38 protein-coding genes and 2 tRNA genes are annotated in these 26,054 nt (G+C 69.1%); 6 read left to right on the plus strand and 34 right to left on the minus strand.

Annotated elements, in window-relative coordinates:
- Positions 1-26: 26 nt before the first annotated feature.
- The 4 genes from ABGA98_RS07920 to ABGA98_RS07935 form a co-directional block, all read right to left on the minus strand.
- Entirely contained in the window at positions 27-587 is a 561-nt protein-coding gene (locus tag ABGA98_RS07920; RefSeq protein WP_347617489.1) for a MauE/DoxX family redox-associated membrane protein, read from the minus strand.
- A gap of 24 nt (positions 588-611) precedes the next feature.
- Complete coding sequence (locus tag ABGA98_RS07925; protein ID WP_347617490.1) at positions 612-770, minus strand: hypothetical protein; 159 nt, start codon at positions 768-770, stop codon at positions 612-614.
- A gap of 431 nt (positions 771-1,201) precedes the next feature.
- A tRNA-Ser gene (locus ABGA98_RS07930) sits at positions 1,202-1,290 on the minus strand.
- 191 nt (positions 1,291-1,481) lie between these two features.
- Positions 1,482-2,042, minus strand: coding sequence for a YceI family protein (locus ABGA98_RS07935; RefSeq protein WP_347617491.1), 561 nt, complete (start codon positions 2,040-2,042; stop codon positions 1,482-1,484).
- A 101-nt stretch (positions 2,043-2,143) separates the two neighbouring features.
- On the opposite strand from ABGA98_RS07935, the gene ABGA98_RS07940 reads away from it, so the two are divergent.
- Positions 2,144-2,638, plus strand: coding sequence for a MarR family transcriptional regulator (locus ABGA98_RS07940; protein ID WP_347617492.1), 495 nt, complete (start codon positions 2,144-2,146; stop codon positions 2,636-2,638).
- A gap of 73 nt (positions 2,639-2,711) precedes the next feature.
- Here ABGA98_RS07940 and ABGA98_RS07945 read toward each other — a convergent pair whose 3' ends face one another.
- The gene (locus ABGA98_RS07945) at positions 2,712-3,206 is read right to left on the minus strand and encodes a SigE family RNA polymerase sigma factor (RefSeq protein WP_347617493.1); all 495 of its coding nucleotides are present in this window, start codon (positions 3,204-3,206) and stop codon (positions 2,712-2,714) included.
- 217 nt (positions 3,207-3,423) lie between these two features.
- Here ABGA98_RS07945 and ABGA98_RS07950 point away from each other — a divergent pair, with 217 nt between their 5' ends.
- Both ABGA98_RS07950 and ABGA98_RS07955 read left to right on the plus strand, forming a co-directional pair.
- The gene (locus ABGA98_RS07950) at positions 3,424-4,362 is read left to right on the plus strand and encodes a hypothetical protein (RefSeq protein ID WP_347617494.1); all 939 of its coding nucleotides are present in this window, start codon (positions 3,424-3,426) and stop codon (positions 4,360-4,362) included.
- A 5-nt stretch (positions 4,363-4,367) separates the two neighbouring features.
- A complete protein-coding gene (locus tag ABGA98_RS07955) occupies positions 4,368-5,159 on the plus strand; it encodes a MauE/DoxX family redox-associated membrane protein (RefSeq protein ID WP_347617495.1) in 792 nt (263 codons plus the stop codon).
- Positions 5,160-5,262: 103 nt separating this feature from the next.
- On the opposite strand, the gene ABGA98_RS07960 is transcribed toward ABGA98_RS07955, so the two are convergent.
- On the minus strand, positions 5,263-6,444 hold the full coding sequence (locus ABGA98_RS07960) for an ATP-binding protein (RefSeq protein ID WP_347617496.1): 1,182 nt from the start codon (positions 6,442-6,444) through the stop codon (positions 5,263-5,265).
- Positions 6,445-6,718: 274 nt separating this feature from the next.
- On the opposite strand from ABGA98_RS07960, the gene ABGA98_RS07965 reads away from it, so the two are divergent.
- Positions 6,719-7,177, plus strand: coding sequence for a MaoC family dehydratase (locus ABGA98_RS07965; protein ID WP_132590854.1), 459 nt, complete (start codon positions 6,719-6,721; stop codon positions 7,175-7,177).
- Between the two features lie 2 nt (positions 7,178-7,179).
- Here the strand turns inward: ABGA98_RS07965 and ABGA98_RS07970 are convergent, their stop codons facing one another.
- From ABGA98_RS07970 to ABGA98_RS07995, 6 genes are all read right to left on the minus strand, one after another.
- Positions 7,180-7,416: a hypothetical protein gene (locus ABGA98_RS07970; protein WP_347617497.1), complete on the minus strand. Its 237-nt coding sequence runs from the start codon at positions 7,414-7,416 to the stop codon at positions 7,180-7,182.
- Positions 7,413-8,957 carry a radical SAM protein gene (locus tag ABGA98_RS07975; protein ID WP_347617498.1) on the minus strand — a complete coding sequence of 515 codons (1,545 nt, stop codon included), beginning with the start codon at positions 8,955-8,957 and terminating at the stop codon, positions 7,413-7,415. The genes ABGA98_RS07970 and ABGA98_RS07975 overlap by 4 nt, the downstream gene beginning before the upstream one ends.
- On the minus strand, positions 8,954-9,685 hold the full coding sequence (locus ABGA98_RS07980) for a prolipoprotein diacylglyceryl transferase family protein (protein ID WP_347617499.1): 732 nt from the start codon (positions 9,683-9,685) through the stop codon (positions 8,954-8,956). The genes ABGA98_RS07975 and ABGA98_RS07980 overlap by 4 nt, the downstream gene beginning before the upstream one ends.
- Before the next feature lie 3 nt (positions 9,686-9,688).
- The gene (locus ABGA98_RS07985; RefSeq protein WP_347617500.1) at positions 9,689-9,982 is read right to left on the minus strand and encodes a hypothetical protein; all 294 of its coding nucleotides are present in this window, start codon (positions 9,980-9,982) and stop codon (positions 9,689-9,691) included.
- Between the two features lie 342 nt (positions 9,983-10,324).
- Positions 10,325-10,954, minus strand: coding sequence for a response regulator transcription factor (locus tag ABGA98_RS07990; protein ID WP_347617501.1), 630 nt, complete (start codon positions 10,952-10,954; stop codon positions 10,325-10,327).
- Between the two features lie 28 nt (positions 10,955-10,982).
- A complete protein-coding gene (locus ABGA98_RS07995; RefSeq protein WP_347617502.1) occupies positions 10,983-12,119 on the minus strand; it encodes a histidine kinase in 1,137 nt (378 codons plus the stop codon).
- Between the two features lie 134 nt (positions 12,120-12,253).
- Between ABGA98_RS07995 and ABGA98_RS08000 the strand changes: the two genes are divergently transcribed.
- Together ABGA98_RS08000 and ABGA98_RS08005 are read left to right on the plus strand one after the other, a co-directional pair.
- Positions 12,254-12,799 carry a hypothetical protein gene (locus tag ABGA98_RS08000; protein ID WP_347617503.1) on the plus strand — a complete coding sequence of 182 codons (546 nt, stop codon included), beginning with the start codon at positions 12,254-12,256 and terminating at the stop codon, positions 12,797-12,799.
- 56 nt (positions 12,800-12,855) lie between these two features.
- Positions 12,856-12,928 (plus strand) — tRNA-Arg (locus tag ABGA98_RS08005).
- Positions 12,929-12,982: 54 nt separating this feature from the next.
- On the opposite strand, the gene ABGA98_RS08010 is transcribed toward ABGA98_RS08005, so the two are convergent.
- The 22 genes from ABGA98_RS08010 to ABGA98_RS08115 form a co-directional block, all read right to left on the minus strand.
- Complete coding sequence (locus tag ABGA98_RS08010; protein ID WP_347617504.1) at positions 12,983-14,431, minus strand: tyrosine-type recombinase/integrase; 1,449 nt, start codon at positions 14,429-14,431, stop codon at positions 12,983-12,985.
- Entirely contained in the window at positions 14,428-14,628 is a 201-nt protein-coding gene (locus tag ABGA98_RS08015) for a helix-turn-helix domain-containing protein (RefSeq protein ID WP_132641527.1), read from the minus strand. The genes ABGA98_RS08010 and ABGA98_RS08015 overlap by 4 nt, the downstream gene beginning before the upstream one ends.
- A gap of 178 nt (positions 14,629-14,806) precedes the next feature.
- A complete protein-coding gene (locus tag ABGA98_RS08020; RefSeq protein WP_347617505.1) occupies positions 14,807-15,994 on the minus strand; it encodes a DUF3631 domain-containing protein in 1,188 nt (395 codons plus the stop codon).
- Between the two features lie 46 nt (positions 15,995-16,040).
- Complete coding sequence (locus ABGA98_RS08025; protein WP_347617506.1) at positions 16,041-16,202, minus strand: hypothetical protein; 162 nt, start codon at positions 16,200-16,202, stop codon at positions 16,041-16,043.
- An 81-nt stretch (positions 16,203-16,283) separates the two neighbouring features.
- A complete protein-coding gene (locus ABGA98_RS08030) occupies positions 16,284-17,192 on the minus strand; it encodes a bifunctional DNA primase/polymerase (RefSeq protein ID WP_347617507.1) in 909 nt (302 codons plus the stop codon).
- The gene (locus ABGA98_RS08035) at positions 17,189-18,103 is read right to left on the minus strand and encodes a hypothetical protein (protein ID WP_347617508.1); all 915 of its coding nucleotides are present in this window, start codon (positions 18,101-18,103) and stop codon (positions 17,189-17,191) included. Before ABGA98_RS08035 ends, ABGA98_RS08030 begins: the two co-directional genes overlap by 4 nt.
- Positions 18,100-18,405 (minus strand): hypothetical protein, encoded by a 306-nt coding sequence (locus ABGA98_RS08040; protein ID WP_347617509.1) that lies wholly within the window; start codon positions 18,403-18,405, stop codon positions 18,100-18,102. The genes ABGA98_RS08035 and ABGA98_RS08040 overlap by 4 nt, the downstream gene beginning before the upstream one ends.
- 28 nt (positions 18,406-18,433) lie before the next feature.
- A complete protein-coding gene (locus ABGA98_RS08045) occupies positions 18,434-18,688 on the minus strand; it encodes a hypothetical protein (protein WP_347617510.1) in 255 nt (84 codons plus the stop codon).
- Positions 18,685-19,164 carry a hypothetical protein gene (locus tag ABGA98_RS08050; protein WP_347617511.1) on the minus strand — a complete coding sequence of 160 codons (480 nt, stop codon included), beginning with the start codon at positions 19,162-19,164 and terminating at the stop codon, positions 18,685-18,687. Before ABGA98_RS08050 ends, ABGA98_RS08045 begins: the two co-directional genes overlap by 4 nt.
- Before the next feature lie 261 nt (positions 19,165-19,425).
- Complete coding sequence (locus ABGA98_RS08055; protein WP_347617512.1) at positions 19,426-21,483, minus strand: hypothetical protein; 2,058 nt, start codon at positions 21,481-21,483, stop codon at positions 19,426-19,428.
- Positions 21,483-21,890, minus strand: coding sequence for a hypothetical protein (locus ABGA98_RS08060; protein WP_347617513.1), 408 nt, complete (start codon positions 21,888-21,890; stop codon positions 21,483-21,485). The genes ABGA98_RS08055 and ABGA98_RS08060 overlap by 1 nt, the downstream gene beginning before the upstream one ends.
- Positions 21,887-22,315 (minus strand): hypothetical protein, encoded by a 429-nt coding sequence (locus ABGA98_RS08065; protein WP_347617514.1) that lies wholly within the window; start codon positions 22,313-22,315, stop codon positions 21,887-21,889. The genes ABGA98_RS08060 and ABGA98_RS08065 overlap by 4 nt, the downstream gene beginning before the upstream one ends.
- A gap of 5 nt (positions 22,316-22,320) precedes the next feature.
- On the minus strand, positions 22,321-22,602 hold the full coding sequence (locus tag ABGA98_RS08070) for a hypothetical protein (protein WP_347617515.1): 282 nt from the start codon (positions 22,600-22,602) through the stop codon (positions 22,321-22,323).
- Positions 22,599-23,555, minus strand: coding sequence for a hypothetical protein (locus ABGA98_RS08075; protein WP_347617516.1), 957 nt, complete (start codon positions 23,553-23,555; stop codon positions 22,599-22,601). The genes ABGA98_RS08070 and ABGA98_RS08075 overlap by 4 nt, the downstream gene beginning before the upstream one ends.
- Positions 23,552-23,818, minus strand: coding sequence for a hypothetical protein (locus ABGA98_RS08080; RefSeq protein WP_347617517.1), 267 nt, complete (start codon positions 23,816-23,818; stop codon positions 23,552-23,554). Before ABGA98_RS08080 ends, ABGA98_RS08075 begins: the two co-directional genes overlap by 4 nt.
- A complete protein-coding gene (locus tag ABGA98_RS08085) occupies positions 23,815-24,201 on the minus strand; it encodes an RRQRL motif-containing zinc-binding protein (RefSeq protein ID WP_347617518.1) in 387 nt (128 codons plus the stop codon). Before ABGA98_RS08085 ends, ABGA98_RS08080 begins: the two co-directional genes overlap by 4 nt.
- Positions 24,198-24,389 carry a hypothetical protein gene (locus ABGA98_RS08090; protein ID WP_347617519.1) on the minus strand — a complete coding sequence of 64 codons (192 nt, stop codon included), beginning with the start codon at positions 24,387-24,389 and terminating at the stop codon, positions 24,198-24,200. The genes ABGA98_RS08085 and ABGA98_RS08090 overlap by 4 nt, the downstream gene beginning before the upstream one ends.
- A complete protein-coding gene (locus ABGA98_RS08095) occupies positions 24,389-24,628 on the minus strand; it encodes a hypothetical protein (RefSeq protein ID WP_347617520.1) in 240 nt (79 codons plus the stop codon). Before ABGA98_RS08095 ends, ABGA98_RS08090 begins: the two co-directional genes overlap by 1 nt.
- Complete coding sequence (locus tag ABGA98_RS08100; protein WP_347617521.1) at positions 24,628-24,963, minus strand: WhiB family transcriptional regulator; 336 nt, start codon at positions 24,961-24,963, stop codon at positions 24,628-24,630. Before ABGA98_RS08100 ends, ABGA98_RS08095 begins: the two co-directional genes overlap by 1 nt.
- Positions 24,960-25,103 (minus strand): hypothetical protein, encoded by a 144-nt coding sequence (locus tag ABGA98_RS08105; protein ID WP_347617522.1) that lies wholly within the window; start codon positions 25,101-25,103, stop codon positions 24,960-24,962. The genes ABGA98_RS08100 and ABGA98_RS08105 overlap by 4 nt, the downstream gene beginning before the upstream one ends.
- 76 nt (positions 25,104-25,179) lie before the next feature.
- Positions 25,180-25,542 (minus strand): RNase adapter RapZ, encoded by a 363-nt coding sequence (locus tag ABGA98_RS08110; protein ID WP_347617523.1) that lies wholly within the window; start codon positions 25,540-25,542, stop codon positions 25,180-25,182.
- A 29-nt stretch (positions 25,543-25,571) separates the two neighbouring features.
- Positions 25,572-25,745: a hypothetical protein gene (locus ABGA98_RS08115; RefSeq protein WP_347617524.1), complete on the minus strand. Its 174-nt coding sequence runs from the start codon at positions 25,743-25,745 to the stop codon at positions 25,572-25,574.
- Positions 25,746-26,054: the final 309 nt, after the last annotated feature.

The following is a 26,054-nucleotide window of genomic DNA, read 5'->3' on the forward strand; positions in this document are numbered from 1 at the left end:
GGTCCTTGGATGAGGGCTGCGAGCGTTCACGGAGGGCGTGACCGCCGCGCTTGAACGGCCGGCCGGCCGGCGAACAGGTCCGCGAGGTCGTCGAGGAGGACGACCGCCAGTGCGGCAGTCGCACCAGCCACCAAGGCGATCACGACGCCCGCGGGATGCAGGCCGGCGGGCTGGGCTTCCTGATGAGCCGCCACACCCGCCGCAGCGGCGAGAACGAGGAGCACGTTGCGGATCAGATGCCGGCCGCCCAGCGGCGACGCCGTGGCGCCGAAACATCGGCAAGGGGTCCGGGCGCCGGTGCGGATCACCCGCCCGATCGCCGCGCAGAAGACCAGGAGCACGGCGCCGGCCAGCACGAGACCGGCCGGCGCCGTCCCTTCGGCCAACAGCAGTACGACGACGCTCGCCTCAGCGGCAACGACAGCCGCGCCGACGGCGACCGTCACCCTGGAAGGCAGACGGGGAAGCAGATCAGGCACCGACGCGGCGAACCGGCCGAACGCGTCCTTGCTTCTGAGCTTGCCGAGCACCGCCACCAGAAAGACCAGGCCGATCGCGCAACGCAAGCCCAGGGCCACGTACTGCATGTTCGAGTGAGACGGCTCGTTGGATCAGGCCTGGCGACAGTACGTCCTGCCGGCGACGATGCAGCACCGGAGGCGGTAGAAGGGGGAGGGGTACTCATACCAGCACGTCTCGGCGTTGGCCGTCGTGCTGGGCAGTACTCGGTCAAGGAGCCGGTCGGCCAGGCGATTGATGGAACGGAGCATGGGGGTTCCTTCGTTTCAAGCCGACGTCATCACGACGCGGGCAGCCGATGGGCGTGCATCACCCTCGTGCGCAAAGGGGCGAATGATCATGCCCGTATCGACCGCAAACCTAACTGTCGCGCCGCCCGGAGAACAGGTACATCATCAGAAACCAGTCACCTGTCATATACGAAACTCCTGACTGATCAGGGCGTGGTTCCAGATCCAGCGGTCCGAATGGCAGCACGGCTGCGAGTCGTGCAGGAGATCCTCGGCCACTCGCGTCACGACCACGGAGCGCTACACGCACATGGCCACGCTCCAGATGAAGGACGCCAGCCGGCGCATGGACGAAGCCCTGTGGGGACGGCCCTGACGGGCAACTGCAACCCTGATGTCCACAGGGACGGAAAAGGCCCTCATCCCGAGAACGGGCGAGGGCCTTTCAGCTGCGGAGGATCGGGGATTTGAACCCCGGATGGTGTTGCCACCAAACCGCATTAGCAGTGCGGCGCCATAGACCTGACTAGGCGAATCCTCCCGGAAGCCACCGCGGCTCAGCACAGCGTACCGGCCTTCCGGCGAGGCGGCAAAGCGATTCCCCGCCCGGCTTCGCCAAGAGTTATCAACAGGCTGTGGGTAACTGTCTGTGGATGTAGCCCGCCCACAGCGTGGACGGGCTTCGGGGCTGTGGATAACCCTATCCGGGGACGGCTGCGACCCCAACGGGCGTCAGGCGGGGTTGGCTTCGCCCTCGATCTCGATCTTGACCTTCTTGCCCACGAGCACGCCGCCCGTCTCCAAGGTCTGGTTCCAGGTCAGGCCGAACTCCTCGCGGTCGATCTCCGTGGTGATCGTGTAACCCCACACGGCCTGGCCCCACGGGTTGGTGCCGGCGCCGCCGTACTCGACCGTCAGCTCGACCTCCTTGGTGACGTCGCGGATGGTCAGGTCGCCGACGACGGTGAACTCGTCGCCCTTGTGCCCGACCACGCGCGTGCTCCTGAAGGTGATCTCCGGGTATTTCTCGGCGGACAGGAAGTCGTCGCCGCGCAGGTGGCCGTCGCGGTCGGCGACGCCCGTGGTGATGCTGTCGGCCTTGATGGTGAGTTCGGCGGACGACTCGAGCGGGTTCTCGGCGATCGTGACCGAGCCGCTGAAGGTGCCGAACGAGCCGCGGACCTTGCTGACCATCATGTGCTTGACCACGAAACCGACGCGGGTGTGAGCCGCGTCAAGGTTGTAGGTGCCGGCGGCCGGGATGGTCAGAGACTCCCAGGTGCGAGTGGTCATCGAGGTTCTCCTCAGAAGGGTTCCGGTGCAGATGTCTGCGACAACAACTATGTACATGAGGAATATTCCGCCCGTCAACTATCGTCGATTAGGCTGTGAGTGTGCTGAACTTCGACGACTCGCGGCTGACGGCCATCGGACTCCTGAGCGAGGTGTACGCCGGTCTGATGGCCCGGTTCCAGCCTGTGCTGACCGCGGCGGGGTTGTCCGAAATCGACTTCGAGACCGTCATCCGGCTGGCCCGCTCGCCCCGGCAGCGGCTGCGGATGAGCGATCTCGCCGCCCAGACCGGACTGTCCACCAGCGGCGTGACCAGGGTCGTCGACCGGCTCGAACGCGAAGGGCTGGTGCGCCGTGAGGCGTGCCCCACCGACCGCAGGGCCTCCTACGCGGTGCTGACCGACGCCGGGCGCGAGCGGCTGGAGACCGTGTTGCCGCAACATCTGCAGGACATCGACGACTGCCTCACCGGGCTGCTGAGCAGGTCCGAGCTGGAGGCGTTCCTGGGCAGCCTGCGCAAGATCAGAGCCGTCGTACGCCCCTGCGCCACCGCCGGCGCGGTCGAAACGGAGGCCGAGGCGCGGGCCTCCTCGTGAGGAAAGGAACGTCGCGCGCCTCACCCAAAGGGCCGTCGCCGGCCTCCTCGTGACGAACGCGGAGGCGCGGGCCTCAGCGTGACGGCAGCAGGGCGCTTCTCAGCTTGGCCATCGCCCGCGACACCGTGCTCTTGACCGTGCCGACGCTGATCCCCAGCGTCCTCGCGATCTCCGGCTCGGTCATGTCCTCGTAGTAGCGCAGCACGATCGCCGCCCGCATCCGCTCGGGCAGTTCCTCCAGCGCCTGTTCGAGCTGCTCGTGCACCTCGCCGCCGCCCACCGGCTCGGACGTGGTCGTCTCGGGCAGGTCGGCCGACGGATACTCCTCCAGCTTGCGGCGCCGCCACTGCGAGATGTTGATGTTCACCATGGCCCGCCGCACGTAGCCGTCGATCGCGCCCCTGTCCTCGATGCGATCCCAGGCCAGGTACGTCTTGGTCAGCGCGTTCTGCAGCAGGTCCTCGGCGTCCAGCGGATGCCCGGTGAGCTGGTTGGCTGCGCGCAGCAGCGCAGGCCCGCGGGCCTGCACGTACTCGCGGAACTCGTCTTCCCAGCCGGTGGTCTGCATCGTGGCCAGAATCGCAGCCCGATGCCCTATTGGGCCTGAACCGGAATTCAGGTTTCGGCCCACCCACGACAAAGGTCCGTCAAGGTCGGTGGCGGTTTGTACGCCGCCGGGTGTCTAGTCACTTCCCCGGGGTTGCGTATTTTGCTCTTGTCTGCCCCGGTACGGTGTAAGCCACCCCCAAGTCGTGTGAATCTAGTACCCGACGAGGGAGGGGCGCATGGGGTATCCGAGCGTTGAGCGCCGCCGGGTGCTCGCCGCCGCCGTACTGGGTCGCGATTCGGATCCCGCTCCGGACAACGCGGACCCTTTACGCGCCGTCACCGGCGAGATCTTGGACGTCAGCCCGCATCTGATCATCATCGAGACCCCCGACGGCACCGAGGAACGGCTCGTGATCGCGCCGTGGGCCACCGCGTGGCACGGCAGGGACGCGGCGCCCACCGACCTTCCCGTAGGGGCCATGGTCATGATGCGCGCCCTACGCGACGGGCGGGTGGTCGAGCGGATCTGGGCCGACGCCACGCGCATCACGGGAACGATCCTGTCCGTCCGGGGACGCAGGGACCTGACGGTCGAGCTCGACTGCGGCCCGCACCGCGGCCACCGGACGATCACCATCCCCTACCGGGCTTCAGGACGGCTGCAGGTACGGCATCCCAAGTTCGAGCCCGGTTACCTGTTCGACGCGATCGGGATCAGGCAGGACGGCGGGAGCCTGGCGCTGCTCCCCGCGACCTCCCAACCTCCTTACCTGGCGCGGGCCGTGCCCTCGCCGCCGCACGTGCACGCGGGGATGGCGGCCGGCATCTCGGGCACCGCCACCTGGTCCGACACGTTCGACGAGGAGGAGCGCGGCGCGGCCTACCCGATGCTGGAGCGGGCCGACACCGGCTGCGCCCAGGCGGGGGTGTCGTGCGCAGGGCTGCCGTACCTGTCGGTCGGGTCGCTGCTCCGGGTCACGAACGTGTGCTCCAAGCGCGCCGCCGACGTGCCGGTGGTGGCGTGCGGGTGTCTGGCCGGGCGGTTCTGCGACCGGTGCGTCGAGTGCGACACCTCGCCGCGCGGGCGGATCGTCGAGTTGTCACCGTTCTCCTACGTGGAGCTCGGCGGGGACCTGGTCAAGGGGTGCTTCAACGCTCAGATCGGATTGAGGTGACGCACGTGTGGGAATCGCAGCTCCCGCTGCTGGTCGTGCTGCTCGTTCTGGGCACCATGGCCAAGGTGATCACGGTGCGCTCGGGGGGTGAGCCGGGTGCGCTGTCCAGGCTGGGGCCGGCGGTCCTGGTGCCGGGGCGCCTGCGGGTTCCGGCGCTGCTGGTGTGCGCGGCCGGCGAGCTGGTGCTGGCCACGGGCCTGCTGGTGACCGACCATGCGATCTTCAGGTGGGCGACGGTCGCCTTCTTCGCGATGTCCACGTACGTGCTGCTGGAGCTGCGCAGGCGGCGGCCGGACGCGGGGTGCGGCTGCTTCGGCGAGGTGAGCTCGGCGCCGGTCGGGCTGCGTTCGATCGGCCGGACCGTGCTGTTGACCGGGATGGCCGGGGTGTCGGTGCTGGCGCCGGTGCCCGGGTGGGTGGCCGCGTCGCACCCGTCGTGGCTCACGGCCGCGGGGTTGGCCCTGCTGCTCGGGTTGTCGCCGGAGATCGACGAGCTGATCGAACGTGCCCGCTTCCGTGCCCCGTGCGAGCGGCGGCGCGGCCCGTCGGAGTCGGCGACGCTGGCCCGGCTCAGGTCGAGTGGCGCCTGGCGCGCCCACCGGGACGGGCTCACGTCGCCGGAGCCGTACGACAGCTGGCGCGAGTTGTGCTGGCGTTTCTTCGCCTTCCAGAACCACGACCACGACGACGTCGTCTTCGCCGTCTATCTCAGCGGCCGGCGCCCGGCGGTGCGGATGGCCGTGGTGGGCTCGGAGGGCAGCGAATCTCTGACGGAATATACGCCAGTATCGGCCTGACGCTAGAGAGCGTTAGATTTCGCTCGACAGGCAGGCTGATATAGCTCTATTGGGCTGTCTAGCTTCCCCACTAGACAGCCCAATAGAGGTCTAGGGGCGTCGCTCAGACGGGCTGAGCGCGCAGGAACTTTCCGAAGTGCGGCACCGTGAACGCGATCAGGCCGCGCTCGGCGCTGTAGATGAGGCCTTTCTTGATGAGGCTGTCGCGGGCGGGCGAGAGGCTGGACGGCTTGCGTCCGAGGGCGTCGGCCACCTCGGCGGTCGCGACCGGCTCGTCGCCGATCTGCGCCATGGCGTGCATGTAGTCGCGCTCGGCCGGGGTGGCCCGCTCGTAGCGGCTGCCGAAGAACCCGACGGCGAGCTCCTCCTCGGCCTCCGGAGCGGAGACCTTGACGTCGTCGATGGTGATCGGGCTGCGCGGCGCGAGATCCCACGCGACCTTGCCGTAGGCCTGGACGAAGTAGGGATAACCGTCGGCGGCTTCGTAGAGGGCGTCGAGCGCCTCCTGGGTGAACTCCACCTCTTCCTCGCGCGCCGGCAGGATCAGCGCCATGTCGGCGGCGTCGCGGTCGAGCTTGTCGATGCGCGCGTAGCGGAAGAGCCGCTCGGAATAGCTCTTGCTGGCCGACAACACGCTCGGCAGGTGCGGCAGCCCGGCGCCCACCACGATCAGCGGCCCGCCCGACTGCGACAGCTCGTGGCAGGCGGCGCAGAGCGCGGAGACGTCGGCGGGCTGCACGTCCTGCATCTCGTCGATGAACAGCGCGATGCCCACCGCCAGGTCGGTGGCCACGCCGGCGGCGTCGACGAACAGCTCGGTGAGGTCGATCTCCAGGTCGCCGGAGTCGGCGCGCCCGCGGCTGGCGGGCACCTCGATGCCGGGCGACCAGTGCGAGGTGCCCTTGGCCGCGGCCGGATCGCGCATGGCGAACGCCTTGAGCACCCCGAGGAACTCCTCGATGCGCTCGGGCGCGCGGTGACGCGGAGCCAGCTCGCGGATCGCCATGTGCAGGGCGGCCGCGACCGGCCGCCTGATCGACTGGTCGGGCCGGGCCTCGATCTTGCCCGTGCCCCACAACCGCTGCATGGCCATGGATTTGAACGTGTTGAGCAGGACGGTCTTGCCGACCCCGCGCAGGCCGGTGACGACCATGCTGCGCTCGGGCCGCCCACGGGCCACTCGCTCCAGCACGACCTCGAACTGCTGCAGCTCTCGATCGCGCCCGGCGAGCTCCGGCGGACGCTGCCCGGCGCCGGGGGCATAGGGATTGCGCACAGGGTCCACGCTCTCGGACTCTATTGCCGGATATAGCGGCCGTCTTAGATTTGGGAAGAAAGTGCTACGGCGTGTCCGGACAGGAGCCAGTGCGAGCACCGTCATCGGACACACCCCCTCTCACCAGGCCGAACCCTTGTTCGATTGCGGTACTGAAGACTGTAGCGCGGACTCGAACATCTATGCGATGGTTTCGAGTAAAGATCTTCGCAACAGCTCGACGCGTCCTGCTGAAGGCGGCGAACTTGGCAGCCGTGCCACCCGCGCAATAGCGTTCGGGACCATGCGGACCTTCGCGAACGTTCAGGAGCTCAAGGCGGCCGTCGGCGAGACCTTCGGCCCGACCGAGTGGCAGACGGTGACCCAGGACCAGGTCAACCTCTTCGCCGACGCCACCCATGACCACCAGTGGATCCACGTGGACGTGGAGCGCGCCAAGGAGGGCCCGTTCGGCGGCACCATCGCCCACGGCTATCTGAGCCTGTCGCTGCTGCCGTCGTTCATGTTCGAGATGGTCAAGGTCGAGGGCATCGCCATGGGCGTCAACTACGGCCTCAACAAGGTCCGCTTCCCCCGGCCGGTGCTCGTCGGCGCGCGCATCAGGGCCACCGGCGAACTCACCGACGTCAAGGGCACGCCGGCCGGCTACCTGTCCAACCTGAAGATGACGATCGAGATCGAGGGCGAGAAGCGCCCGGCCTGCGTCGCCGAGACCCTCAGCCTCTACGTGCCCGCCCAATAGCCTCAGAGGACGATCGCCGCGATCGCCGCCAGGCCGATGAGGGCGAGGTAGGCCAGCACGAGCCGGGTGTCCCTGAGCAGGCACTTGCTCCGGGTCAGCCCGGCTCGCCGCGCCCTCCAGTAACCGGCGAACCCCAGCACCGCGAACCCGAGCACCGCCCACGGCCCGAGCAGCCAGGCCAGTAGCGCGACGGTCGCGTACACGCACAACCGGAGCGGATCGGACGGCTCCTTGTTCACAACACCACCTCGAACGGGGCACGGGGCCGCGCGGCCACCGCGGACAACCGCTGCCGGGAGAGCTGCGGCCAGGCCTGCACGGCGCAGAACGGCGCGCACTGGTCCTGCTCGGCGCGCGTCCCCACGTGCACGCAGCACTGGGTGAGCCGCTCCTCGATCATGGTCGAGATGTCCATGAACGGTTTGACGGTGATGCGCACGATCCGCTCCCCCATCATCCTGCGCAGCTTCTTCCGCCGGCCCGGCAGGGCCGACGACGCCAGGGTGAGGAGGGTGGAGACGCCGAGGTCGCAGTTCTCGCAGATGTTGCGCCACAGATCGCCGATCTGCGGGTGCGAGAGCGACGACTGCTCCGACAGCAGCCCGAGCAGGGACTCCTGTACGGCCAGCCGCAGCTCGCGCGGGATCTCCGAGTCGGCGATGCGATTGGAGACCAGGCCGAGGTTCTCCTTGAGCCGGTCATGGCCGATCAGCGCCGTCAGCGAGCGCCACTCCTGGGCGTCGTCGCGGATGAGGTAGCCGACCGAGCAGCAGTGCGGGTGGGAACAGGGCAGCGCGGTCAGGTCGCGCCAGGTGACCAGGCCGCCGGTCTGCGGCCCCAGGCGGCTGAGCACGCCGGTGTGGGTGAGGCGGTCCTCCGGGTCGATGGTGCCCGACCTGCCGGAGCCGAACTGGGGCTGGAGTGACACGCCTCCGACGTACGGGGTGTCGAGGGCGAGGCGTACGACGTCGCCGATCTCGCCGTCGTTGACGCCGAGCGCGGCGGTCATGACGAGGGTGGTGAAGATCTCGCGTTCGGACAGGCGCTGCACGGCCTGTGCCTTGATGCGGGTGAGGTCGCCGCCCCTGTGGTGTTTCGAGGCCTCGGCCGAGCCGTCGTACTGGAGGTAGACCTCGACGCGATCCCTGTGCTCGGTGAGCAGGTCGAGCAGCGCGTCGTCCCTGGCGATGAGGACGCCGTTGGTGTTGATCAGGATGCGGGTGACCGGGCGGTCCGCCAGCTCGGCCAGGAGGGTGCCGAGCTCGGGGTGGAGGGTCGGCTCGCCGCCGCTCAGCATGAGGACGTCGAGCTTGCCGTTCTCGCGCTGGAGGCGCTGGTCGACGTTCGCGAGGATGTCGGGGACGGGGACGATGCCGGTCAGGTCGGGCGAGCTGTCGGCGAAGCAGGTGGGGCAGCGCAGGTTGCAGGCTTCGGCGATGTCCTCGAGGAGGATGCAGGTGTGCTGGGTCTGCATCTCGGGGAGTCCGTGGAGGTACGCCTCGGGGATCGGGAGGAAGTTCCCCGACATATCCGGCATGTGCTGCTTGGTGGGGGCGGTCCATCCCTCCAGGTACGCCAGGATTTCTGGGTCTTCGTCGTACAGAGTCCGGATATATCCGTGTTCGCGGCATCCGCGTTCCAGCCAGACCTTGCCGTCACGCTCGGCCAGATAGCCGCTCAGCCGCTCCACCCGGTCAAGGTCGCGGCCGTGACACCTCGGGCAGAACGCGTTGACGTACCTGAGAATGCGGTCGCCCCGCAGCCCCATCCCCGTGCTCATGACAGGACCTTCCGGTTGAAGAGGGAATCGTAGTAGCCGCGCCGCCAGCCGTACCCGAGCCTGAGGGCGAGCAGCAGCACGCCCGGGATCAGGAACCACTGCGGCCTGGTCAGATCCAGCCAGACCGTCTCGTTGGCCCTGGTGAACTCGACGAGGAACCGGAAGACGGCGTACGCGGCGACGTAGAGGGTGAACAACTCCCCCGGCTGGGTGAGCCGTTTGCGGGCCCAGAGCAGCGCGGCGAACGCGGCGAGCTGGAAGACGATCTCGTAGACGAACGACGGGTGCATGGCCTGGCCGGTGAGGCAGCCGGGGCATTCGGGGGTGGTCGCCGGGGCGTGCACGCCCCACGGCAGGTCGGTGGGCCTGCCCGGCGCCTCCGTCAGATGGCAGCCGATCCGGCCGACCGCCATCCCCAGCGCCACGGCCGGGGCGAACAGGTCACCGGTGCGCTCCTTGTAGCCGATGAGCTTCTTGGCCACCAGCACGCCCGCGTACGCGCCCGTCAGGCCGCCGAGAATGCTGCGGGAGCCGTACAGCCAGAGCTCCTTGACGTCGAGCGTCTCCAGCCAGCCCGCCAGGCGCATCCCGATGGCGCCGCCCACCAGAGCCCCGGCGACGGCGATCAACGACTGCTCGCTGAGCGCCCCACGCCTTCTCGCCTCCCACACGAAGACCACGGAGGCCACCAGGACGCCCAGGCCGACGAAGATCTCGTGAAAGGGCATACTTCAGCCGTACAAGCCAGGGTTGAGCCCCGTGCACAAACCGGCGGTCAGGATCGACCAGAGCGCCCACCCGATCATCAGCCCGAGGCCGGTGCCCCTCGCCCAGACCTTGCCGCGGACCAGGCACAACCCGATGCCCATACCCAGGCCGACCAGGGCGAGCACGGCCGCGCCGACGATCACGTAGGGGGTGGAACCGCCGTCGGCATCCATGGCGGCGACAAAGACGGCGAACCCGAGCACCGCGTTGACGACGCTGTAGACGGCCAGGCCGAGGAACGTGAACGCGACCAGCACACCGGTGGAGGCGCCCCCCGACGGGGGCGGCGGGCCGTACGGGAGGTGCTGGTAGGGCGGTTGTCCCTGGTACGGGCCTTGCGGCGGTGGTCCGTACGGCGATTGCCCTTGGGAGTGAGACCCCTGGGGCGGCGGCCCTTGGGACGGAGCACCCTGCGGTGGCACCCACCGCTGCTCCGGCCCCTCATCACCCGGCGTGCCCACTGACGCTCACCTCCTAGTCGGGATCAGACTAGGAGGAACCGGTTGACATTGGCCAACAGGCCCCGGCCACGCGTACAGCTTCGCAAGCGACGCCGGCGCCCACCCGATCTTCCCTCCCTGACGAGCACGGATCGGGCCTTATGCCCCTTCCGAGTAATAGATCGCCGCCTGCACGCGACTCTTCAGGCCCAGTTTGTTCAGCACCCGGCTGACGTGCGTCTTCGTCGTGGCCTCCGCCATGCCGAGCTCTCTGGCGATCTCGGCGTTGGACAGGCCCCGCCCGACGCAGGCCAGCACCTCCCGCTCCCGCGGCGTCAGAGTTTCCGGGCCTGGACGCGGCTCCCTGCGCGGCGCCTGATCCGCGAAAGCGGCGATCAGCCTCCGCGTGACACCGGGCGAGATGAGCCCGTCGCCCCGCGCCACCAGCCGGACCGCCTCGACCAGCGCATCGGCGTCGGTGTTCTTCAACAGGAAGCCGGCGGCCCCGGCCCGCAGCGCCCCGAAAACGTAATCGTCCACATCGAACGTCGTCAGGATCAGCACATCACACACCCCCGACAGTTCCCTGGTGGCGGAGATGCCGTCGAGCCGGGGCATGCGTACGTCCATCAACACCACATGCGGCCGCAACTCCCGGGCCATCGCCACGGCCTGCTCCCCGTCGGCCGCCTCACCGACCACGTCGATGTCGTCCACACCATCGAGGATCAGCACGATCCCGGCCCTGACCGCCGCGTGATCGTCGGCCACCAGCACCCTGATGCTCACCCACGCACCTCCACCACGTCACCCCTTCTCACGACTTCTCACCAGGAGCCGCGGGAAGCACCGCGGCCACCCGCCATCCGTCTCCCTGAGGACCCGCCTCGAAAGAGCCCTCGACCAGGGACGCCCGCTCCCGCATCCCGATCAGCCCCGCCCCGGCCCCCGGCAGCCGCGCTTCGCTCCCCTGGACCGGGTTGTCGACCGTCAACGACACGTGCTCGGGGCCGTAGGAAACGACGACCTCCACCAGCGAGTCGCCGTGCTTGAGCGCGTTGGTCAGCGCCTCCTGCAGGATGCGGTAGCCGGCCAGATCGACGGCCGCGGGCACCTCGCGCGGCTCGCCCTCGACCCGGAACTCCGCCTCCATGCCCGCCCGCCGGGCCCTGTCGACCAGGCTCTCCGCATCGGCCAGCCGCGGCCGGGTCACCTCTTCCGCCTCATCGTCCTCCTGCCGCAGCAGCCCGATCATCGCCCGCATCTCGGCCATGCCCTTCAAACTGTTCTCGCGTACGGACTCCATGACCTTCCGCACCGTCGCCCGATCGAGGTCCTTGCGCGAGAGCGCGGCCGTGGACTGGATGGCGATGGCGCTGAAATGGTTGGCGATCATGTCGTGCAACTCGCGAGCCATCCGGGCGCGCTCGGCCGCCACCGCCGCCTGACGGTCGAGCTCGGCCAGACGCGCCACCTGCTCGGCCCGCTCCCGCTCGGCCGCCGCCCGATCCCGCTGCTCCCGCACCACCATCGCCGTCATGATGGGAGTGACCAGCACCAGCCCCGCCTGGATGGCCATGACGGCGGGCACCCGCCAGCCACCCTCGACGAACCCCGTCACCGCCCCCACGACCACCGCCAGCACCGTGCTGATGCCGAGCAACCACCGGGCCAGCCTGGCCGGCCCGTAGAGCGCCGCGGCGTACAGGTTGTCGGTGAAGACGAGAATGGTGCCCAGCGACGGACCCACCGCCACGTCGAGGGCGGTGCCCGCCACCCCCAGCCCCAGGCACAGCAGCGGCGCCCGCCGCCGCACCAGCACCGCAGCACAGGTCAACGCCAGCGGCCCGGCGAGCCACCACTCGGGCAGGCCACGCTGGAAGTGCGCCCCGCCCGCGATCAGCACCAGCCCTGTCGCGAACGCGACCCCGGCACCCAACGCCACCCGTTTCATGACCTCATCCCACCACCCTCCTGACCCGGTTCCCTCCTGCTGCGCGACCGCCTGTGGATACACCCTTCGATGTATCCACAGACTCGTTTTCACTGACGATGTGCCGGCCCGTCCCCAGCCGGAGACTGGACAACGTGATTGTCGCCATCATCATCGGCTGCGAAATCGGCTTCTGGATCCTGCTGGCCCTCGGACTGGCCTCCCGCTACCTCTGGCACCGCCGCACACTGAGCACCGCCCTCCTGCTCGCCGTCCCCCTCCTGGACGTGATCCTCCTGGCGGCGGCCGTCATCGACATGCGCGGCGGCGCCACGGGCGACGTCCGGCACGGGCTGGCGGCGGCGTACCTCGCCTACTCGATCGTCTTCGGCCACCGCACCATCCGCTGGGCCGACGCCAACTTCCACCACCGCTTCGCCGGCGGCCCCCCACCCTGGAAACCGCCCGCCGGGGGCATGGCGAGAGCCCGGTACGAATGGGCGCTATGGCTGCGCAACGTCCTGGCGTACGGGATCGCCTGCGTCGTGCTGCTCGGCCTGGTGTGGCTCGTCGACGACCCGGCGCGTACGGAGGGCCTGGTCGCTTTCATGGGAGGGCTGTTCAAGATCCCGCTGATCGCCGTACTCTGGCCGCTCAGCTACACGTTGTGGCCCCGCAAGGTGGAGTCGGCGCGCTCATGATTGCGGCATGTGGTTCGAGGCACTCCCAAGAACCCGCTATGCTGGTCTAGCAACAAGCGGCCGTAGCTCAATGGATAGAGCATCTGACTACGGATCAGAAGGTTACGGGTTCGACTCCTGTCGGCCGCGCACAGCGGAAGCCCTGGTCATCATCACGACGACCAGGGCTTTTCTCGTCTTCGATCACGGTTCACTGTCCGGCTGTGTCCGGCTCTGATCAGCCGTCCCCGGGTGATCCTTCCCAATCCCTTCCCGAGGAACAGGGCGCAGGACCTCGGCGATGCGACGCATGGCGATCTCGTCATGGCCCACGAGGCACTTCTCGTAGGTCCGGTGCAGGACCTCCACGCTGTTGCCCGCCCACTCGGCAACCTGCTTCGGCGAGACTCCCGCGTTGAGCCACGTGGAGAGGCAGGCATGCCGCAGGTCGTATGGCCGCTTGGCCAGTGGTGATGCGTACTCCTCTGGGCTCAGGGCTTCCTTTCGCGCCTTGTCCCAGACGCGTTGAATTGTGCTCGTGGCCAGAACGCCACCGTGCGCGCCGTGGAACACGCACCCGCCGGGGCCGGCGCCGTTCTCCTTCAAATGCTTGCGGAGAATGGCCACCAGCTCAGGCGGACACGGGACAGGGCGGGTCTCTCCCTCGGCGCGGTGTTTGAGGCCACGCGTATCCCGCTGCTCTCCGGTGTCGGTCCATTCCTTGCCAGCGTCAGGGGATGCACCGGTCAGGTAGAACTCTCCCCAGGTGTCGGCAGCGTCGGGGAGGGTCATGTCCTTTTCTCGCAGATTGACGGCCTCCTCGGGGCGCAGCCCTGAAAAGTAGAGCGCCGCGAAGAACGGCATGAGAAGAACACCGCTCGGCTTCTGGCACTCAACGGCAGCCAGCAGAGCACGGGCCTGCCCAGGGTTGACCACAGAGCGGCGGTCAACCTGAAAGGTCGTCTTCGTGACCTTCCACTTGAGGTCAGGAATCGGGTTCTTGTCGAGCAGCTTGAGTTCGACGGCGTAGGCCATGGCGTTGGAGAGAATGACCCGGTGCCTCCTATTCGACGTGGCGGCCACGCGTTTGCCGTCCAAACGCGTGGTGGCGGCATTGAGCATCCCTCGCGCGGTGGCCAGGGTGGACAGCGCCGAAATCCGAAGGGAATGCCTCTCGATCCACTCAAGGATCTCGCGCGTCTTGTCCGGACAGTGGGAGCGCGCCTTGGTGTTGAACCCCCAACGCCGGAGCGCAGTACGGATGTCCTTCGCGTCATACGGGCACGCGGTGCTGTCGAGCATGCCGAACGTGGCCATCGTGAGCGCATAAGAGATGCCCGCGCGGTGCTTCGCGGACGCGTCGGTCCACTTCATGTCCACGAACTTGCAGGCAAAGCCGTACCAACTCATGTCAGGCCGGTCAGCGCGTGCCCATGAAACAGGCTCTCCGGTCGTCAGGCTGAACGGCTCGCCGTTCCGTGCAGCGGTGACCAGCTTGCTGCGGAACGCGTCCGCCTGAGCCTCCTTTGGGAATGGTCTCTTCCACATGAGGCCAGCGGTTTGCCACAGAACGCGGTACGAGGTGACCGCGCCCTTGGCGTTCTTGCGCTTTTCGGTCTTGAAGACGCGAACGTTGAATGTTGAGTCACTCATGAGGCGACGTCCTCATGGGATTCGAGCCAGCGGTCAAGGTCGGTGCGACGGATGCGGATCGACCCGTTGGGCAGGGTGATGCAGCGCGGTGCCCGACGCTTGGCGCGCCATTCGTAGAAGGTGGATCGGGAAATCTGGAGTTCGGTGCAGAGTTCAGGGATGGTGAGCATCGCGCGTAGGCGGGTGACGGTGGCCATCGAAGCGCGTTCCTTTCCGACTTCATGATCGGTGCGGGTCGTGTCTGGACGCCTCGGCGGTTGTGCTTGGCGGCTTGTCGCCGAGGTCTCTGAGCGCGTTTTGGAGGGGGTAGCCGTCCCAGCCGTCCCAGCCTCATTTCTGCTGGTCAGGCTGGGACGGCTTGTTTTGCTGGGACGGCTAAGCCGTCCCACGGTCCGAAGCCGTCCCGCGCTGACCTGCGATGACAAGGCTGGGACGGCTGGGACGGCTACCCCCCTCGAACAGCGGGATTTCGGCGTGCGGCGGGGCGTCCGGAGGTGTCGGCGTGGGGCAGTAGCGTGCCCAGGCGTCGGTGAAGTCGGCTCGCTGGTAGCCCTTGGCCTGGGTGCCGTCGGTGAAGCGGATGTTGGCTGAGCGGATCTCGTACTCGCGCAGGATGACTCCGAGCTTCATGGCGGTCAGCCCGGTGGGTCCGTAGTCGGCCCAGGGCGCTTCGGGGTCGGCCTTGAGCCGTTCCAGCAGGGTTGCGGTGGGCAGGGCGGGATCGGTGCCGAAGGCGGTGCGGCAGTCGGCCAGCAGCCGTACCCGGGCAGAGGTCTGGCCGTTGTCGTCGGCTTCGGCGGTGAGGGCCAGCACGGCGGTGCGGGCGTCGTCGGGCCAGTGGCCGCCGGCGTGGTCGGCCACGGCGACGAGCGGTTCCCAGGTGTCGGCGGCGCGGTCTTCCACCGGCATGGCGGGTTCGGCCTGCTCCAAGACGGCCAGGTCGGCGCGGAGCCAGGCGCGCAGCTCGGCTGCCAGCTGGCGCAGAGCAGGCCGGTCGCGTTTGTGGCGGTAGGGCGAGACAGTTTCGCCGGGTCCGCGGCGGCGCATGCGGATGACGACGGCGCGGTCTTCGATGGTGTCGGGCATGGCGCCGATTCCGGCGAGTGCGGCCATGGCGAAGGTGGGGATGCTCTCCACGCGGTGGGTGTTGGCGTCGTAGCGTTTGGCCGGTCGGTTGCGCTGGTGTCCGGCATTCAGCAGGCCGCGGAGGTCTTCGTTGCCGTCGGCTTTGGGGCCGAAGATGGTGTCGGCTTCGTCGACGAGCATGGTGGGCGGGTCGTCGCTGATGGAGCGGTAGACGGCGGCGCTGCTGCTGTTGACGGTGATGAACGGTTCGTGGCAGGTGGCCTCAACCACGTCCAGCAGCCGGGACTTGCCGCAGCGCTTCTCCGGAGCGCGGATGACCAGCCGCGGGGCGTGTGCCCAGGCGGGTTGTGCGTGGGTGGCGGCGATCCACAGCACAACGGCGTTGGCGGCCTCCGGGGTCGGCAGGACGACGTATCGGGTGAGCGCGGCCAGCAAGGCATCTAGCAAGGTCGCGCCGTGGGTGTCGGGTTGGTTCACGAGATCAGTGCTCCCAGGTAGGTGGTGCGGTCACGCGGTGGCGCCGCTACTGGCGGTTGGCGGCCCACGCCCGGATCTCTTCGCGTGTGTTGACCGTGGCGGAGGTCGCCTTTCGTTCCGCATCTCGGCGTTCCGCCTCCGTGACGACGTCGTCGCCGGAGAAGCCGAGGCGTTCGAGCATCGCCTTGTACTCGGGGGAGATCTTCATCGGTGATTGCCTTTCATGTCTTCACTGCTTGGAGCGGCCTGGTTCACGAGATCAGTGCTCCCAGAGTGGGCGGTGGTACGGTCATGCGGCGACGGTGCGGGGCCGTTGGGCGCCCGCGCGTAGGCCGGATGCGATGGTGGCTCGGGTTTCGGCCGGTGGTAGTCCGGCGTCGCCTCCTCCCTGTTCCAGCAGGGTTGTCACCTCCTGCTGGTTGAGCGCGCCGCCGGCCACGAGTTGGCCCAGGGCGATGGCGGCGAGGTAGAGCGCGCCGTTGCGCTGGCCTACCGGGGCGGTGGTGACGCGCTGGAGTTCGCGGGTGAGGGCGGCGTGCAGGTAGGCGCCGCGCCGCCCGTTGGGCAGGGTGAGGCAGACGGGCTGCGGGGCGGGCCGTGCGGCGGGTAGAAGCTGCTGGAACAGGGAGGGGGGTAGCGGGGCTGGGGTGGTGTTGTGGATCACCTCGTAGGGGCCGGTGCCGTCGGGCAGGTCCACGAAGCTGCCGGGTCCGAGTACGTAGCCGCCGTGGGCGCGGGTGTCGATCAGCCAGCCCAGCCCGCCGCGGTCGCCTTCGGTGTTGCGCAGCTTCGCCCCGTTGGGGGCGGTGTAGTAGAGGTGGGTGCCGCCGCGCCGGGTGCGGACGGTGAACGTCTCGAAAGGTAGGGGTTGGCCGGCGCGTTCGCACAGCAGTGCTAGGACGTCGGCGCCTTCGGTGATGCCGGGGAGGTCCCAGGGGGGCGGGGGGCGAAGCCCCTCCATTCCGGGTTTCGGCTTGTCCAGGTCCACCACCACCAGGCCGGACGGGCCGCACGCGATGCCGACGTTGTACGGCGCTCGTGACCAGCAGTGGCGGATCAGCTCGGGGTCGGTGGTGGCGTTGGCCTCCCAGTCGGTGAAGCCCTTGACTGGAGGCTTGTCTGCGATGGCGACGGGGAAGACGTGCCAGCCGCGGGCGGCGGCGGCCAGGGCGTAGCGCAGTTGGTCGTGCGAGGTCATGGGTTCTCCCTGCTGCTGTCTGCGATCGGGTCGAACAGCGTGGCCTGGTCGGTGGAGCCGTCGCGTGCGCCGGAGGAAGCGACACGTCGTTCCTGCAGGCCCGACGCGTCGCGCTCAGCTGCAGGCGACGCGTCGGTTGGGGCCTGAGGCGACGCGTCGGGCATGGCCACGGGCGACGGGTCCGGCGTGTGGGTGAAGGTGGCCCAGGCGCGGCTGACGGCGCCGGAACCGGGGAACAAGTCGTCGAAGCTGTCGCCGGGTGCGGCGCCGAGCAGGTCGAACAGCCACCGGCAGAACGCGGCGGGTTTGGCACCGATGACCCTGCCGGGCAGCGTGGTCATCGGCGATACTCCGTGCACCAGGGAATCCACCCGTCGCGCGCCGACGCGCTCGTTGGCACGCGACGGGTCGGCGGGTCGGCCCCCGGTGTAGATGACGGGCTCCCACGCGTTCAACGGCCAGCGGCTTGCCGTGGGGCGCTCGCCGCGATGCCAGGCCGCGACGCGCACGCCGGGCGGGCACAGGGCCAGCACGGAGGGCAGGGCTGCGGCGGAGGTGGACAGCGCCCATCCGTCGTAGGTCGACAAGCGACGGATCAGCGCCTCGTGGTCGACTTCCCCGGCGTAGTCGGGGTGCCCGCGATACAGCCTGGCCTTGCCTGGATAGGGAGGGTCAGCGTAGGCCAGCCGTAGCGGGCGGCCGGGATCGACGCCTGCTGTGGGGCTGCCTACAGTGCGGATGAAGCGGTGCCGGGCCTGCCGGCAGCGCACCGAGCAGCACACCGCGTCTCGCCGGGCACGGGCCGGGATCGGGCCACGGCACCAGGCGCACAGCCGTCGTGTGTCGACGAGCGCGTCGACACACGACGCGTCGGACGCCACCGTGGTGGTACGCGACGCCTGGTTCGTCATGTGGCGCGCTCCGGTTCGTCGCAGGCTCGGTCGATTGCCTGGCAGTGCTGGCAGAAGCGGTAGCGACGCCCGACCGAGGGGATGTCGTGCCAGGGGTCCCACTGGTGGCCGTCGCGCTCGCAGTCGAGGTCAGCGACGCAGCCGGGGCAGTACTCCGGGGTATCGGGGTTGCTCCATTGCCAGTCGGCGAGCCAGTCGCGGACCTGCTCGATGGTGTCGGCGTGGAGGGTCTGGCAGTCGTCGTTGACCTCCCCGCAGCGGGTGCAGGTGATGACCAGGCAGGTTCGGGTGGTGACGCTCATGGCCGTACCTTTCGTGGTGTGGTCGTGGTCAGCGGATGTTGAGCAGGCGGGCTCCGAGGCGGGGCCGGTAGCCGGTGCCGGTGCAGTCGGGGCAGTAGCCGAAGGAGTGCGCGAACAGGCGGGACCGGCGTTCGCCGGTGCCCTTGCAGCGGCGGCAGTCGGTGTAGGGGTGGCGCTTGAGGCTGGCTCGGTAGGAGGCCAGGAGGATGAGCACGGTCAGCGCCGCGGCGGTCAGGCAGAGCGCTACGTTCGCGAGCGTGGTGAGGATGGACGGGCCGGTCATCGCCGGTCCTGGCCGTTGCAGGGGTGGGCGTAGCGGCGGCCGATGCTGGTGATCTGTTGGCCGGTGGGGGTGGTCTCGATATAGCCGAGGGCTTCGAGCTCGGTCAGGGTGTCAGGGCTGACGCCGGCGCCGTGCTGAAGCGTGGCGGGCGGGAGGGGTCCGTACGCGCGGAGGTAACGTAAGGCGCGGTAGGGGGCGTCCAGACGGTCAGCGGCGGTCTTGCCCGCCTTGGTCAGATGGACGCGGAGCAGGGGGTTGTCGGCGGTTTGCATGCTGATCGGGTAGGTCTGCTGTGTCTTGTGGAGTCGGCCGGTGATGTATCGGAGGTCGGCCACAGCCACCAGGTCGGCGCGGTCGGCGCCGGTGTGCTTGCGGAGCTGCGTGGCCCGGAAGCCGACGCGGGTGGCGGTAACGCTGTAGGTGGCCAGGTAGCGCAGGACGCGCCATTGGGCCGAGGGAAGTCGCAGCAGGTTCACGTCCGGGTTGTCCTTCCGGGTGGATGGGGGCGGGCAGGCTCGCGCGCACGGCTGCACGTGGGATGCATCCGCGAAAGTTTTTGATCTTGAGTTGAGGGGGCCACGAAGGGGGCCACGCCTCAACAGAAGCGGGGGCCACGCAGGGGCCACGAGGGGGCCACAGTGGGGGGCCACGCGCTGTGGCCCCTGCTCTGAGCTGTAACTCTCTCCCCCAGCCCCCGCCCGTGGCCCCGGAAGGGGGGCCACGGGATCTTGCGGGGGTCAGGGCAGTTCGGGCCGGTGCTCCATCAGGTAGCGCTGCCGGTCGTCGTCGTAGGCGCCGATGATGCCGGCCTCCGACAGCCGCTTCATCTGCTTCTGGAACCAGGCGCGGGAGATGTCGGTGGTCTCCCACAGGACTTTGAAGTCCCCGGTGCCGACGTCGCGGGCGCCGTCGTCCCACAGCTCGTGCAGGCGCTCCATGAGCGCCGCGCCGCGCTGCTCCGGGGTCATCTTGGGCTCGGGCGGGGCGAAGGTCAGCGGCGGTTCCCCTTCGGGGAAATCGGTGATCTCGTCATCCAGGCTGACGCTCACCTCGGGGTCGGGATCGTCGGTGTTCAGGTACTCGCCTGCGACGTTGCGCACCTCCTCATCGTCGTCGGAGTCGTCGTCGTCGGCCGGATCAGCGGCGCCGTCGTTGAGGGCCGGGAGCGGGGCGGGTGCGGCCAGCGCGCTGGCGGCCAGCCGGGACAAGCCGGCGGTCATCGGGTCGATCTGCTTATGGACAGCGGGGAAAGCGGCGGCATGGGCGCGCATCTGGTCGTTGGCGCGTTCGTCGTCGAAGGCGCCGGCGGCGCTCATGCCCCAGGCGTAGGTTCGCATCGGCATCGTGATCCGGTCATCAGGAATGGACGGGGCATCGAGGTAGGCCATGCCGGGCTGCTTGTTGCTCCACAGCTCGGGCCGGCACCCGGCGTCTTCCTGGGCCTCGGACAGGCCGAAGGTGGCATCGGCGGCCGAATCGACGCCGAAGCACATCTTGGCCAGCTGGCCGCGGGCGATCGTGGGCATCTGGGTCCAGTCGCTGCGCTGAAGGCTGAGCACGACGGTGCCGCCCGCGCTGCGGATCGCCTTGATCAGCGACAGGAACTGTTCTTGCTGCTTGTCGGTCAGGGCGTCGTAGATGTCGGGGAATTCCTCCAGCCACAGCACCCAGTAGGTGAGCCCGCACCCTTCGGCCCACTTCTGCAGGCCCTTGGCCGACAGTAGGTCGGTGCGCGGCTTGATGTTGGCCTGCATCTCGGTCAGCAGGTCCTTGGCGCCTTCCTTGGTGGTCTCCAGCCGGTGCAGGGCGGCCGTGAGCGGGCCGAGCGTCTGCTCACCTTTGGTGATGTCGATGGCGAACACGGCCACGTCGGAGCGGGTGACGATCTCTCCCAGCAGGTTCCAGGCGCCGCCGATGGACTTGCCGGCGCCGGTCTTGCCCATGATCTGCACGTGGTGGCCGACGATGACATAGGCGACTTCGTCCAGGTCCTGCCACAGGCCGGGCCGCACCGGCTCAGCGATCGAGGCGCCGACGCGCGACGGGCCGGGCCAAGCGATCGGCTGCTTCATCACCCGCGGGTCGGAGATGACCACCTTGGCCTTGCTCGCGTCGTCGGGATCAACGCTGGTGACGATGGAGCCGGGCGGCAGCCCGATCCCCGATTCGACGTAGGGCACCTTCTTTTGCAGGTCGTCAGCGATCTGACGGCCCTCCGCGAGCTGGACTTCGCCGGTCACCTTGTGCGCGGATGCCTGGATGGTGCGGGCCTGCACCGAGGGCATGCCGGCCTTCTCAGCGCCGCGGCCGAACAGGAACCCCAGCGGGTCGGCTGCCGCGCCGCCCACGTCGATCTGCTTGGCGCGGATGACGGTGCGGATGTTGAACGACAGCGCGAACGCCACCCCGCCGATCAGGATCAGTCGCCCGGTGACGGTGCTGGCGGGGCCGTTGATGGTGGCCGCGCATACCCACAGCCCACCCGCGAGGGTGGTCAGCGTGGTGTGCGCGCGTCCGGTCAGGCTGCGGGCGTGCGACTGGCGCCAGGTCAGCGCGGTCAGCACGAGCACGCACGTCATGATGAGTGCGGTGGTCCAGGCGATGGTCTGCGGGTCGTCGCTGGCGAGGGTGAAGTGGAAGGCGGCGCCGAGGCCGAACAGCAGCACGCCGACGAGCCAGGGCGGGAAGTACAGCAGCGCCTTGGACACCTCGCGGGTGGCCACCTGCTCCCAGGAGTTGGAGTCCGGGACTGCGGGCAGCGTCGCGGGCGTCGGCGGGGTGGTGGTGCGGGCCATCAGGCTTCCTCCTTCCAGTTGAACTCCGGACGCCGGTTTTCGGGCTTGGCCGGCGGCAGCACTTCCACGAACTCCTTGCGGAACTGGGCGTGGAACTTCACCAGCTCCACTCCGGCGCCGCGCTGGAGTTCGGCGGCGCGCTTGAGGCGTTTGACCACGCGGCGGGCGCGGCGGCGCACGTCCGGGGCGCCGAACACGCTGAGCACCGGGTGGCCTTTGAAGCTGCGGATCAGCACCGCGTACAGCTCATCGCTGCCGAGGGCGAACTCTTCTCCGAGGTCACGGGCGAGGTTGCGGCCGACCTGGGCGTAGCGGGTGATCGCTGAAGGGCCTTGCCATGGGATGGACGACAGTTCGGGGATGCGGCTGCGTCCGGGCTTGGCGGTGTTGTTGTCGGGAGTGCTCATGAAGGTTGTCCTTCCGGAGAAGCGGCATCGTCGTCGTTGCGGCCGGCGCCGTTGTCGTCGGCGGGCCGGGCCGAGGTGCGGGTTTCGCGTACGGCCTGGCGCAGCAGCGCGGCCAGGTAGACCAGGCGGCGGGTGCCGAGCACGGCGGCCAGCAGCGCGTCGAGCGCGCCGAACAGCAGGGCGGCGAACGCTCGCATACGGGCCAGCCATGGCCAGACCAGCCAGCCGAGCACCGCCCCGTACAGCCACCAGCGCAAGCCGTACACATCCGGAATCAGCCCGGACACCAGCAGCAGCGCGGCCACCGCCACGGCCGTACGCGCCAGCACACCGGCCGGACCTACGGGACGGGCGCGGCCGGAGCCAGCGGCGGCCGTACGGGGCGGTGCGTCAGTGATGACGTACACCGTGTGCGGTTCAGTCATGACCGTCACCGCCCCCCGCGTCGCGTACGGCCACCCGTACGCTTGCCGCCTGTGCGGGTGGCCGTACGGGCAGGGGCGGGACGTGACATCCGTACGGCCAGCACGGCGAGACAGACTCGGGTCAGCGGGGCGGTCATCAACCCGGCGGTGAAGCCGGACAGCCACACCGCCACCGAGGGGGGCCACGGGGTCAGCTCAGCGGCTAGCAGCCCGACCGTGGCAGACAGTGGGATGAGGGTGACCAGGTTCCCCACCAGCAGTTCCAGGACGTTGCGGCGGCGGCTCACTGGGCCACCTCATTCTCACTGGCGCCGTGGCCGGTGTGCTCGTCAGCGTCGTTGGCGTCGGCGTTGTGGGTGGTCCTGGTCAGGGTCTCAGCAGCGGGCGGCTTGTCGTGGGCGGCCAGCGCCCGCGCGTCCCGTACGGCCTTCTCACACCACGAGCGGCGATAGCCGGAACGGGTCTCAAGCTCGTCGTAGTCCGGTTCCCACCGGTTGCCGTCTGCTTCGGCTGTACGGATCTGGCGTGCGAGATCGGCGATGAAGGCCGTACGATCCACACGTTCCGTCCGCTCCGTACGGTCGGCCCGTACGGTGGCCAGCTCGACCACGCCCGTACGGGCGGCGGCCACCGCACGCGGCGCCAGACCCGTACGGGGCGTGTGCGGCACGCGCGTCACGTGCTCCACCCGTACGGGTTCCTCCCTGACGCCCGTCGGACGGGACGGCTCTGCCGTAGGCGCGCCGTCCGTACGGGCCGGGGATGCGGCGGGTGCCGATTCCGACGACGCCGGTTCGGTGGTGTCGTCACGGGCGCACAAGGCCATCAGGTGAGCCAGCGCACCGAGCGCCACCGGCGGCACCATGCTGACCGCCACCACCAGCACCCACCGGGAGCTGCCCAGGTGCAGCACCCCTGCTTCCAGCGCGTGGTAGATGGCGTTGCCGATGATGGACACCACCACCGCGCCGACCGCGTGGATCAGCGCGTGCTTGCGGGTCTCAGCGCTGTACTTGGCGTTGACGGTAATCCGGGTGGCCACCGCGCCGTAGGCGTCCACGCACAACGGCAGCAGCCACGACAGCGAGACCTCGAGACCGCCGGGCAAGGCCAGGGCGGCATCCCATCCGGCCAGACGGCCTAGTCCGGCTTGGGCGGTGAAGGAGGCGATGACCGCGGCGGCGGCCACCACACCGACACCGCCGATCGTCCACCAGTCGCGCCGGCGGGTGGTCTTCATGTGACCACCGCCGGGTGAACGGAGTAGTGCAGCACGACGCACTTGCCGCGCAGGTGCTCGGGGATGCGCTCCTTCAGCACGTGCGTCAGCAGGTCCAGGTGGCGCATGCCGACAGGGACGATCAGGTCGAGGCTGCTGGTGGACACCTCCCCGCAGGCGGTCTGCACAGTGATGACCACGAACAGGGCGCGGGTGGCCCGCTCAGGACTCGCGCCGTTGATGGACGGGGCGTTGCCCGTGTTATTGGCCGGGGCGGTGGTCATGCGGCGGCGCTCCTTTCAGCGCAGTCGTTGCAGATACCGAGGTGGCGGGCCAGCACATAGCCCACGTCGCGCGTGCAGTCGGGGCAGGTGCGGCGGGCGGCCAGGGCCTTGCCCAACGCGGCACGCTGCCGGGCGGTCGGGGTGCGCTTGGGCAGCGCCAGCCGGACGTCATACAGGTAGGCCGCGCGCACCCCACCGCGGGCGCGGTAGCGGCGCGAGGCCCACAGGATCTGTCCCTGCGCCTCCTGGCCACCGGGGCGAAGCCCTCGCGCGGCCAGCTGGCGCATCGTGAGCAGGTGAGCGGGTGCCATCTGCCACGGCCAGGACGGCAACCCGTACCGCTGGCCGGTCGGGTCGAAGAATCGGGCCAGGATGCGGCTCACGACACGCCTCCCTCAAAGACGCGTGTCACCTCGGCCAGCCTCGCCAGCGTCTCTCCCAGCGCGCGGTGTCGGGGTCCGTCCTCAGGGGGAAGCCGGTACCCGTGCGTTTCCAGCGCACGCACAATGTCACTGACCAGCCCGAAGGTGAAGCGGGCATCCTCGCTGTGGGTGTTCTCGACGGTTGCCATCACGACCTGCCCCCGTCCTGCTGGGTGGCGGCCCAGTCCGGGGCAGGGCCGAAGCTGGCGGCCAGGGCGTTGCCGAGCGCCACCCACAGCGCCCACGCCTCATCGGCGGACATGCCGGCGCGGTTGTTGCCGACGCACAGGTACACCGGGTAGGAGCCGCCGGTGCGCACGGTGATCCGCGCGGTCCCGGACTTGTTGCACGGCGCCGGCGCCGTGACGGTGAAGTAGCGGACATCCATCACGCCACCCCCCGCACCGCATCCGGTGACACCGGCGCGGCCATCTCGCGGAGTTCCTCGGGCGTCAGCCCTGCCCAGATCCCCGACGCCGGACGCGTGTCCAGCGCGGAGAACAGGCACGAGGCCCACACCGGGCAGCCCGCGCACACCTCACGGGCCACCTGCTCCCGCGCGGCCCGCTCGTCGGCGGGCTCGTCGGTGAATGCGTCCGGGCCGGTGTGCAACTCGGGGTCGAACTGGCACGCGGCCTCATCGGCCAGGTGCCGCGGCATATCCTCGGTGATCGCGGCCAGCAGCGCGAGCGCTGGATGCGTCACCGGCAGGTCGGCGCTCATTTGCCGGCCTTCACGGCGCCGTTGTTGCCCTGGCAGATCGGGCACGGATACGGGCCGGAACCGGGGTTCCAGATCATGCCGTTACGGCAGTCGGACGGGCAGTAGTCGGACTTGGTCATGCCATCGAAGCGGGTCATCATGGTGATGCTCCTTGTGTGGAGTGAAGGGGGCGGCTCGTGTCTTGGCGGATTCGGGGCCGCCCCCGGAGTGAACGGTTCAGCGCTGGACGACGGGCTTGTCCAGGTCGCGGTGATGCAGGGTGACCGACAGGCCGTCGCGGCGCAGCCGGTTGGCCAGATGCTGAGCGAAGACAGGGGCGCGGTGCCGCCCTCCGGCACAGCCATCGGCCACGGTGACGGGGCCAGCGCTCGGGCCGGACAGGAACGCGGCCACGGCGGCGGCGGTGGCCGCCAACAGGTCGGCGATGCCGGGCGTGCCCAGCACCGTGGTGCGCACCCGTTCATCGTGCGCGGTCATGTAGCGCAGCTCGGGCGACACGTGCGGATCCTTGAAGTGATGCCGCAGGTCAATAGTCAGATGCGCGGGCGGCGGCTCACCGTGCAGGTAGCCGAACGACACGATCTCAACGGCAGGCATCTGGCCAGGGCCTAACCGAGGTTGCCGGCGAACGACGCCAGAGCGTCGGCCACCGCCATCAACCCGTTGAAGGCGTGGGTCGTGGCCACGGCAGCCTTGTCGGGCTGTCGCACCACGAACACCAGAGCGAAGCCGACGAGCACGAACAGCAGGAAGCGACGCAGCGGTTTGCGTTCGGAGTACACGAGTGATCTATCCCTTCAATCAGCAACGGCGAGAGCAGTCGGGCCAGCTGGCAGAGATGCACCACCGTTGGCGGGGACAAAGCAGAAGTTACACAGGGCGTTTCCCCTGGTAGGCCGCCTTTTCGGTGCGAGGCGGCGGCGCGGATTCTCTTGTCAAGTGGCGTGTGCTCCAGCCCGTCGGCGTGCGGCTTGCGCCGCCTTCCCAGGTCTTCCGGCCGAGCAGTAGTCCTAGTGAGTTCCTGTCTTCAGGTCCTCATTAGGACTTGCTGAGAGCAGCCTGGCACCGCACCGAGGTAGTCGTCAAGTCCT

Origin of the sequence: Nonomuraea sp. B1E8, from assembly GCF_039871515.1 — a bacterium.
In the GTDB taxonomy this organism is placed as follows: Bacteria; Actinomycetota; Actinomycetes; order Streptosporangiales; family Streptosporangiaceae; genus Nonomuraea.